We start from the raw sequence: 7455 nt of genomic DNA on the forward strand, positions 1-7455 counted from the left end.
CAAGGCAGCCAAGGCAGCGAAGCAGGAAGAAACCGCCAGCGGCGACGCCGGCACTGACCCGGAAGGGACGGCCGCCATGGCGGACCTCGGCAACCTCACCGACGCGCAGAGGGCCAAGCTCGCGGCCCTGCTCGACCTGCCCGACGAGCAGCTTGACGCCCTCGCGGCGGGTGGCGTTGTGCTCACCCCCGACGAGGTGACCGCGATGGTCGCCCCCGACGCGGAGGACGACGGCGAAGACGGCGCCGAGGACGACGGCGACGACCTCGTCGCGCAGATCGAAGGCATGACGGACGAGCAGCTTGCCGCCCTTGAGGCCGAGTTCAACGCCGAGACCACCGAAGCCGAGGCGCCCGCCTACCGGCCGAACACCGTGCCGGAGGGGGAGCCCGTGGCAGCAGGACTGACCGCTGAGGCCCAGTTCGCGATCGACCTGGCCAACGCGAGGCAGGAAGAGACCGCGCGGGAACTGGCCGTGGTGACGGCGCGGCTGCGCGAGGAGGACTACCAGGCGGAGAAGCGGCGCCTCGCCGACTCCGGGGTGCCTCCCTATATCACCGAACTGGCGCGTCCCCTCTTGGAGGGCGCCGGGCACGCGGTTGAGCTGTCCAACGGCAAGACCGTGGACGCCGGGGCGGTCATGCGCCGGGTCCTCACCGAGTACGCCAGGCAGGCCCGCCTCCTCGACCTCGACGTGGAGCTCGGCTCCCCGATGGACGAGCCGGAAGGCGTCGCCCACGAGCAGGCCGACGCCTCCCGCGAAGACCTGGTGTCCAGGTTCAAGAACGTGACGGGCCTGCGGTGACCCGCTACGTGGTCACCGCGACCACGACGGTCGCCGGGTCCGGCTACACGTCGCCCGCGCGGACGCTGCGCAAGGGCGAAGTGCTTGAGCTGTCCGCCTCCGAGGTGAGCGCGATCAGCGGCTCCAACCTCCGGGCCGTCACCACCAGCACCATGCACGACCAACTTGGTGAGAGTGCGGGGTGCTCGAATGGCAGCTAGCGAGCGGCCCGTGTCATCCCACGGCCTGGGTCTTGGCGCGCTCTCTTTGCCGTCCCCGGCGGCACGCTCTGCACTCCCGGTGGCCGGCCGGGCTGATGTACGTGTTCGCCTCATCCCAGGGAGTCCCGCAGGCGACACAGGACGATTCCAGTTCCCGGGGCCGGCGGTTAGCGACCTGCTCCTTCGCCGTGGCCCAGCGGACGTTTCCCGGCTCGTAGTGCCCGTCGTTGTCAATGCGGTCGAACGTGTAGAGCGGGACACCGCTCGGGTGCCGTCCCTCCGGCTGCGGCCCGATCTCCGCCTCGATGTCGGCGATGAACGTGGCAAGGTCGTGCCAGGGTCCGTGAACACGGATGCCCCTGCCGCCGTAGAGGTGGTAGTTGTGCGCGGCGGGATTCTCGCAGCGCCGGAGCATCCTGTACCAGAGGCGCACCAGGGGGTGCTCCCTCCCGCCCGCGGTAAGTCCGTGCCTGGTAGCGCCGGATTGCCGCCGCGCCTTCTGCTCAGGAGTCATGCGGCTATTCAGGGTGGCTGCACGCGCCCTGCCTTCGGCCGTCCTGGCGGACATCTTCCCAGGCGAGAACTCGCACGCCTTGCCGCACGTTTTGACGCTTCCCCTGAGCAGCCCGGACAGCTTGACCGTGGCCGGCTGCCCGCAGTCGCAACGGCACACGGCGGCACGCCACCCCTTCGGCTTATCAGGCGTGATGCCCACTCGCGTTTCCGGGTCAATCACAACCAGCCTGCCGAATCGCTGGCCGGGCTCCACGAAAAGGTCTGGGCGAGATCCGCTTCTCGACGGCATGACGCAAGCATACCAGCGGCTGGCGTCAGCAATGTTCTAGCAATGGCGACCAGCGAAAAGGGGATGCGCCGATGACTGCGGTCCTGCCGCACCTTAAGACCGGCCCGGCTAACTACCAGGCCGCGGGCCTCATCTTCGGCGGCCAGTTCGTCGAGGCCCACACCCAGACGGCGGGCACCACCGACCTGACCGTCACCCCGTCCATCGCCAACGCGGCGGGCGGCGCGGTGGCTGTCCTCGGCGTCGCCGGCACCGACGCGAACGTGATCAGCACCCAGACCGGGGCCGCGAACTCCTACGGCGAGCCCGCGATCGACATCTCCGTCCTAGGCGACTACGTGGGCGTCTACTACGGCGGCGTCGACATCTGGTGCTGGTTCGGCGGCCAGGCCAAGCCCGGTGAGCTCCTCGTCGTCGGCGCCGCGTCCGGCGTCGGCTGCAACGGCACCGTGATCGGCGCCACCCAGACCCCGTTCGGCGGCTCGACCGGCGCGCAGGCGATCACCGTCGCCTACAACAACATCGTCGCCCGCTGCACCCACCCCGGCGGGGTGTCGTCCGCGATGCTCACGCAGCAGATCGGCGGCACCGGGGCCGCGTCCTACTTCCTGGGCCGGGCCCGGATCTTCTAGAGGGGACTGAGACATGCCCACTGGCGCACGCGGTTACAGCGACGCCCCGCGGATTACCGTCAATGAGCTGCTGAAGGACCCCCTGGTCATTCCCGCGCTCATCCTCGACATCACGCAGAACGAGTTCATCATGGACTCCGTCCTGCGCATGGGCGGCGCCGCCCCCTCGGGCGCGGTGCGGTACAGCGAGTCGACGCCGCTGTACGCCGACGACTTCCCGGAGATCAGGCCGGAGTTCGGCGAGGTCCCGGTCGTGCCCACGTCGATCGGCGTGCCCCGCGTGGTGTTCAGCCATGAGCGCGCGATGGCGATCATGGTGTCCGACGAGATGCGGCGCCGCCAGGCCATCGACCCGGTGACGCGGCAGCTCCTCCAGGTCAAGAACACGATGGTCTACTCGTGGAACACCGCGTTCTACAGCGCCGTCGTCGCCAACGCGAGCATCCAGACGCTTGCCGTCGCGAACCCGTGGGCGTCCGCCTCCGCGACGATCCGGGCCGACATCGCGCAGGCCGTCTACCTGGTCGAGAACGCCAACATCGTCTCCCCGTCCGGCGTGACGCAGTGGCTCGGCTTCGAGGCCGACACGCTCATCATCAACCACGGGACGAAGAACACGCTCCTCCAGTCGAGCACCTTCGCGGCCCCGTACATCGGTGACATCGCGTCGGAGAACTTGCAGTACACCGGCACGCTGCCGAACAAGATCTTCAACCTGGACGTACTGGTCTCGCGTCAGGTGCCTGCGGGCAACGCGATCATCATGCAACGTCATCGCGCAGGTTTCTACGCCGATGAGCTGCCCTTCCAGGCTGGTCCCCTATACCGACATGAACCAACAAAAATCTTCAGAAGTGATACCCAGAGGGCCAGTGCACTAGGGCTCGACCAGCCGTTGGCAATCGCGCTGCTCAGCGGCGTTTAACGAAAACCTAACCGAACACGGATCGTGACATGTCTCCTGCTGTGACTGACACCGACAACGCCCGGCCGCTCACCGAGGACGAGAAGAAGGTACTGCGCGGGCTGATGGCCCGAGAGGGCACCTTCGCGACTCCCGCAACGCGCTCGGGTGAGCCGTACGTCGCGCTGGTCAACCTGTCGGTGCCGCGCCGCGGCAACACCAGGGAAGACCGGGACAGCGACCTCGTCTACGCGGGGGAGACGGTCTACCTGACCGACGCCGAGGCTCAGGCGTTCAACCGGAAGGGCGCCCGCGACGGCCGCCTTGTCGACGTGGTGCGGAAGCTGTCCGGCCCAGACGGGTCGCGCGCGGAACTGCCGCCGCGCGTCGTCCCGAACGGCGCCTTCCTGCCGCCCCGCGCCGTCTCCGGCCGCCTGTTCCGCCCGGCCGCGCCGCCGCCCGGCTCGGACGCGCCCCGGCCCGACCCGGAGGGCAGTTCCAGCGTCCAGGTCATCGAGGACGGCATGGCGCCGGAAACCAGCGGGGCTATGACGCCGGACCCGCAGGAGATGACCGACAACCTGAGCACCGTCGCGGGACCCGACGCTGTCGACCTTCCCCCGACGCGGGCGCGGAGCAGGCGGTAACCGGTGCCTGACGCTGGCGCGACGATCACCCCGGTAGAGGCATCGAAGGTCCGGTGCCCACGCTGCTGGTTCGCCGCGCACTTCCTGCCGGTCGCGGCGCTGACGTTCCGCTGTGCCCGGTGCGAGTGGCTGTTCAAGCTGTCCGCGCCGACGGTGACCGTGCCTGCTGCGAGCCCGGTCAACAACACGGTTTACGCGAACACGTCTGGCACGGTCGTGGCCGCCACGATCACCGTCGCCACCGGCGTGACGGCGATCAACGTCAACGGCAGCGCTACGGGGCAGACGTCGGGAACCGTTTTCATCCCGATTGGCGGCAACATCAGCATCGCGTGGGCGACGACGCAGCCGACGATGGCGTGGGCGCTGCCGACGACGAGCGCGTCCGTGGCTGCGGGCGGGACCGCGCTGCCGTTCACCGCCTTCGGCACCGCGTTCGCGCGGAACCAGGTGCTGATCGTCGACCCGTCCGGCACCTCCGACGTGGTCGAGGTCAACGGCGCGCCGACCGGGACGTCCGTGCCCGTGAACTCGCTGAACAGTGCGCACAACTCCGGCGTATCCGTGACCGTCGCCGCGGTCGCGCCGTACCTGTCCGGCGAGCAGGCCGTACCGCCAACCAGCTACTGAGCGAAGGGGAGGTGATGTCATGACGTTCGGCCGCTACGTGCTGACCGCCAATGTCACCATTCCCTGGCCCGCTACGTGGTCGGAGCTGATCCAGGGCGGCGCGAACATCCCCGTGACAACCCCGGCTGTTCCGGCTACCACGGTCGCCGCGGACAACGCCTCCGGGGTTCCGGTGGCCATCACCGTAACCGGCGCGACAGTGACCGCGGTCTTTGTCAGCGGCACGCAGGCGCTCGCCGCCGCGGGATCGGTGATCGTGCCCTATCCCGGCACGATCAGCCTCACCTACGCGACCGGCACGCCGACGTGGACGTGGAGCGCCGCGGTACTGCCGCAGTCGGGGTCTAGCTCAATGACCGCCCAGGTGTCGGCGACCGCTCCGGCTGGAGGGCAGGCGGGGACGATCCCGCAGTTCACCTGGACAGCCGGGACTCCGCTGTGGCTCGACACCGCAGGCCAGCTGTACGCAGCCATCGGCAGCGGCAATCTCCGGGCTTGGATCGACGGCACCGACAACGTGGGCCACGCGGCCCTGGCCAATTTAGGAGGCACCATGAGCCAGCCGACCCCCGCGTTCCCGACGACCGGCAGCGGCAGCACGAACCAGGTACTGAACTCGACCGGGCAGAGCATGGCCGTCACGGTCACCGGCGGCACCGTCACCAACATCTACGTCGGCGCGTCAGGCTCCGGCTCGTCGGTGGCGACCTCAAGCCCCTTCACCGCCACCGTCCTACCGGGCCAGTACATCTCGGTCGCCTACACAGGCACGCCCGCGTGGACCTGGTCGCCGTTCACGCCCGCACTCCCGACGACTGGCACCGCGACGGCCAACCCGACAGGCCAGTACGTCTCGGTTTCGATCACGGGCGGGACGGTGACCGCCGTCCAGTCGCTGCCGCCTGCGGGCGCGCTTCCCGCTGTGACGACCCCGGCGGTCCCCGCGACCACAGTCCCGGTGTCGAACCCGTACACGTTCCCCGTGGCCGTTGCGATCGGCGCGGGCACCACCACGCACGTCGCCGTCAACGGGGCCGACCAGTACACCACCGTCGGATCGGGCGTGACCGCTGTCGTCCCCGCGGGCGGCACCATCGCGATCACCGGCTCCGCGATGCCCACCACGTGGACGTGGACGCCGCTCGTCGCGGGAAGCGCCCTGACTGGCGGGCTGACCGCGTCGGCGCCCTACAACGTCCCGGTGATGCCAGGCGGCAGCCTGACCGTCACCTACACCGGAAGCCCCGTGTGGTGCTGGGTGAACTACCCGCAGCTCGGCTCCGACGCCAACTCGGCCGGGACGCCGTACGCGCCGGGCGACCTGGTGACGGCGTACTCCGGGCTATCGGCGCTGCCCTATGCGGCACACACCGAGGGTGGACTCCCCGGACTGGCCGCCGGGGTGAGCAACTGATGAGCCAGTACCCCCGCCGCGTCCTCACGGACACCGCGGTCGCCTGGGATCCGCATTCCAACGGCGCCGACAGGTCTACGTTCACCCGCCACGGGACCGTCGTGGACATCGAGCCCGGCTCGCCACTCGAGGCCGCTTACGGCAACGGCAACCTGTCCGGCGTCATCCCCGAGTCCGAGCGCGGCCAGGGCGACGACCTCAGCCGCGCCTGCCAGGCGAACTAGGGAGGCGGCACATGTCAGCGAGGATCGTCACCGAGGACGTCGAGTTCCCGTGGGATGGCGTCACCCAGCGGCTTACGCGCGGCCAGATGCTCGACGTCGTGCCGGATTCCGCACTCGAGCGGGCCATCGGCAGCCAGAACTTGCGCCCGCCGGGGCCGATCGCCCCTGCGCCTTCCGCTGCCCCTGAGCCGCTCGCGAAGGCGGCTGCCCCGGCCGTCGCGAAGCCGGACGAGGGCAAGCAGGACGAGGCCGCGGAGGCGACGCCGAAGAAGACCGCGCAGGCAACCGCGAAGCTCGCCGGCACCGAAGGCAAGGAGTCCGCGTCGTGACCGCTCCCGCCCCGCAGCCGCAGCCCGTCTACCCGGCAGGCGCGTGGCCCCCGCGCCGCATCCTGCTCGTTGTCGCGGCCGTCCTGTTCGTGATCGGCGCGTTCGCGTTCGGCGGCGATGCGCTCGGTGACATTTCCGGCTACACGTGGCTTGCCGCCGGGTTCGCCGCGTGGGCGCTGTCCGGGGCGGCGCCGTGACCACGCCGACCGCGTCGGGGACGCTGTACGCCAGCGTCGATGACCTGCGGCAGGTCATGACGGGCACCGACAACGGGACCGGGACCGCCGCGCAGCTCACCGACCAGCAGCTTGAGCTTGCCCTGTACGCGGCCTCAAACCGAGTGTCTGTTTACGCCGGAAACGTGTACGACGGCTCCACGCCGGAAGCTAACCCGCCCGCGATCCTGCATGACCTGACGCTCGATCTCGCTTGCTTCTGGGCGAGCAAGACGTATCTCAAGTGGAAATCGGTGGAGGCGACCAGCCCCATCTATATCGCTTATCAAAATGCGATGACCATGCTCAACGCGGTGCGCACCGGGACGATCCTGCTCGATCCTGCCACAGCGCCCGGCATCGGCTCCGAAACTGGGGCGATTATCAACCGAATTCCGCCCGTATTCACCGGATTTGACTCGAATACGCGCGTGAATCCGGCTACAGGCACGCTCGAAGCTGACTCGCCGTTCTGGACGCCTCGCGCTGGCGGCCTATTCGACGCTGGGCCGGTTTACCAGGGGTTATGGACGCGACTGCGCTGGCGGAGCGGTATCCGCGAAGGGGGGTGGTTGATGATGGCGGGCGAATTCAGTACCCGGATCGACGAGCTTCGCGCCATGACCGGCAACGGCCAGCGGCTGCAAGGC

At 69.2% G+C, this 7455-nt stretch carries 12 protein-coding genes; 11 read left to right on the top strand and 1 reads right to left on the bottom strand.

From position 1 onward, the window contains the following. Together VGH54_RS06160 and VGH54_RS06165 are read left to right on the top strand one after the other, a co-directional pair. A partial coding sequence (locus tag VGH54_RS06160; protein WP_331511054.1) for a hypothetical protein occupies positions 1 to 805 on the top strand: 805 nt, incomplete at its 5' end. Then, the gene (locus VGH54_RS06165) at positions 802 to 1005 is read left to right on the top strand and encodes a hypothetical protein (protein ID WP_331511055.1); all 204 of its coding nucleotides are present in this window, start codon (positions 802 to 804) and stop codon (positions 1003 to 1005) included. The genes VGH54_RS06160 and VGH54_RS06165, both read left to right, overlap by 4 nt. Positions 1006 to 1018: 13 nt before the next feature. Here the strand turns inward: VGH54_RS06165 and VGH54_RS06170 are convergent, their stop codons facing one another. Then, on the bottom strand, positions 1019 to 1438 hold the full coding sequence (locus VGH54_RS06170) for a hypothetical protein (RefSeq protein ID WP_331511057.1): 420 nt from the start codon (positions 1436 to 1438) through the stop codon (positions 1019 to 1021). A 443-nt stretch (positions 1439 to 1881) separates the two neighbouring features. Between VGH54_RS06170 and VGH54_RS06175 the strand changes: the two genes are divergently transcribed. From VGH54_RS06175 to VGH54_RS06215, 9 genes are all read left to right on the top strand, one after another. Beyond that, the gene (locus tag VGH54_RS06175) at positions 1882 to 2442 is read left to right on the top strand and encodes a hypothetical protein (protein WP_331511058.1); all 561 of its coding nucleotides are present in this window, start codon (positions 1882 to 1884) and stop codon (positions 2440 to 2442) included. A gap of 13 nt (positions 2443 to 2455) precedes the next feature. Then, entirely contained in the window at positions 2456 to 3367 is a 912-nt protein-coding gene (locus VGH54_RS06180) for a hypothetical protein (protein WP_331511059.1), read from the top strand. A gap of 29 nt (positions 3368 to 3396) precedes the next feature. After that, positions 3397 to 3993, top strand: a complete 597-nt coding sequence (locus tag VGH54_RS06185) for a hypothetical protein (protein WP_331511060.1) — start codon at positions 3397 to 3399, stop codon at positions 3991 to 3993. A 3-nt stretch (positions 3994 to 3996) separates the two neighbouring features. Next, positions 3997 to 4623 (top strand): hypothetical protein, encoded by a 627-nt coding sequence (locus VGH54_RS06190; RefSeq protein WP_331511062.1) that lies wholly within the window; start codon positions 3997 to 3999, stop codon positions 4621 to 4623. A 19-nt stretch (positions 4624 to 4642) separates the two neighbouring features. Further along, complete coding sequence (locus VGH54_RS06195; RefSeq protein ID WP_331511063.1) at positions 4643 to 6037, top strand: hypothetical protein; 1395 nt, start codon at positions 4643 to 4645, stop codon at positions 6035 to 6037. Continuing rightward, complete coding sequence (locus VGH54_RS06200) at positions 6037 to 6261, top strand: hypothetical protein (RefSeq protein ID WP_331511064.1); 225 nt, start codon at positions 6037 to 6039, stop codon at positions 6259 to 6261. Before VGH54_RS06195 ends, VGH54_RS06200 begins: the two co-directional genes overlap by 1 nt. Positions 6262 to 6272: 11 nt before the next feature. Beyond that, entirely contained in the window at positions 6273 to 6590 is a 318-nt protein-coding gene (locus tag VGH54_RS06205; RefSeq protein WP_331511065.1) for a hypothetical protein, read from the top strand. Beyond that, positions 6587 to 6787, top strand: a complete 201-nt coding sequence (locus VGH54_RS06210; protein WP_331511066.1) for a hypothetical protein — start codon at positions 6587 to 6589, stop codon at positions 6785 to 6787. Before VGH54_RS06205 ends, VGH54_RS06210 begins: the two co-directional genes overlap by 4 nt. Further along, positions 6784 to 7455: phage protein Gp36 family protein (locus VGH54_RS06215; protein WP_331511067.1), on the top strand; the 672-nt coding region annotated here is incomplete at its 3' end. The genes VGH54_RS06210 and VGH54_RS06215, both read left to right, overlap by 4 nt.

Source organism: Mycobacterium sp. (assembly GCF_036488105.1).
GTDB lineage: Bacteria > Actinomycetota > Actinomycetes > Mycobacteriales > Mycobacteriaceae > Mycobacterium.

Bases quoted from the DNA above. Each gene is read 5' to 3' on its own strand.
- VGH54_RS06200 (WP_331511064.1), top strand. From the start codon at position 6,037: ATGAGCCAGTACCCCCGCCGCGTCCTCACGGACACCGCGGTCGCCTGG.
- VGH54_RS06205 (WP_331511065.1), top strand. From the start codon at position 6,273: ATGTCAGCGAGGATCGTCACCGAGGACGTCGAGTTCCCGTGGGATGGC.
- VGH54_RS06185 (WP_331511060.1), top strand. From the start codon at position 3,397: ATGTCTCCTGCTGTGACTGACACCGACAACGCCCGGCCGCTCACCGAG.
- VGH54_RS06175 (WP_331511058.1), top strand. From the start codon at position 1,882: ATGACTGCGGTCCTGCCGCACCTTAAGACCGGCCCGGCTAACTACCAG.
- VGH54_RS06180 (WP_331511059.1), top strand. From the start codon at position 2,456: ATGCCCACTGGCGCACGCGGTTACAGCGACGCCCCGCGGATTACCGTC.
- VGH54_RS06195 (WP_331511063.1), top strand. From the start codon at position 4,643: ATGACGTTCGGCCGCTACGTGCTGACCGCCAATGTCACCATTCCCTGG.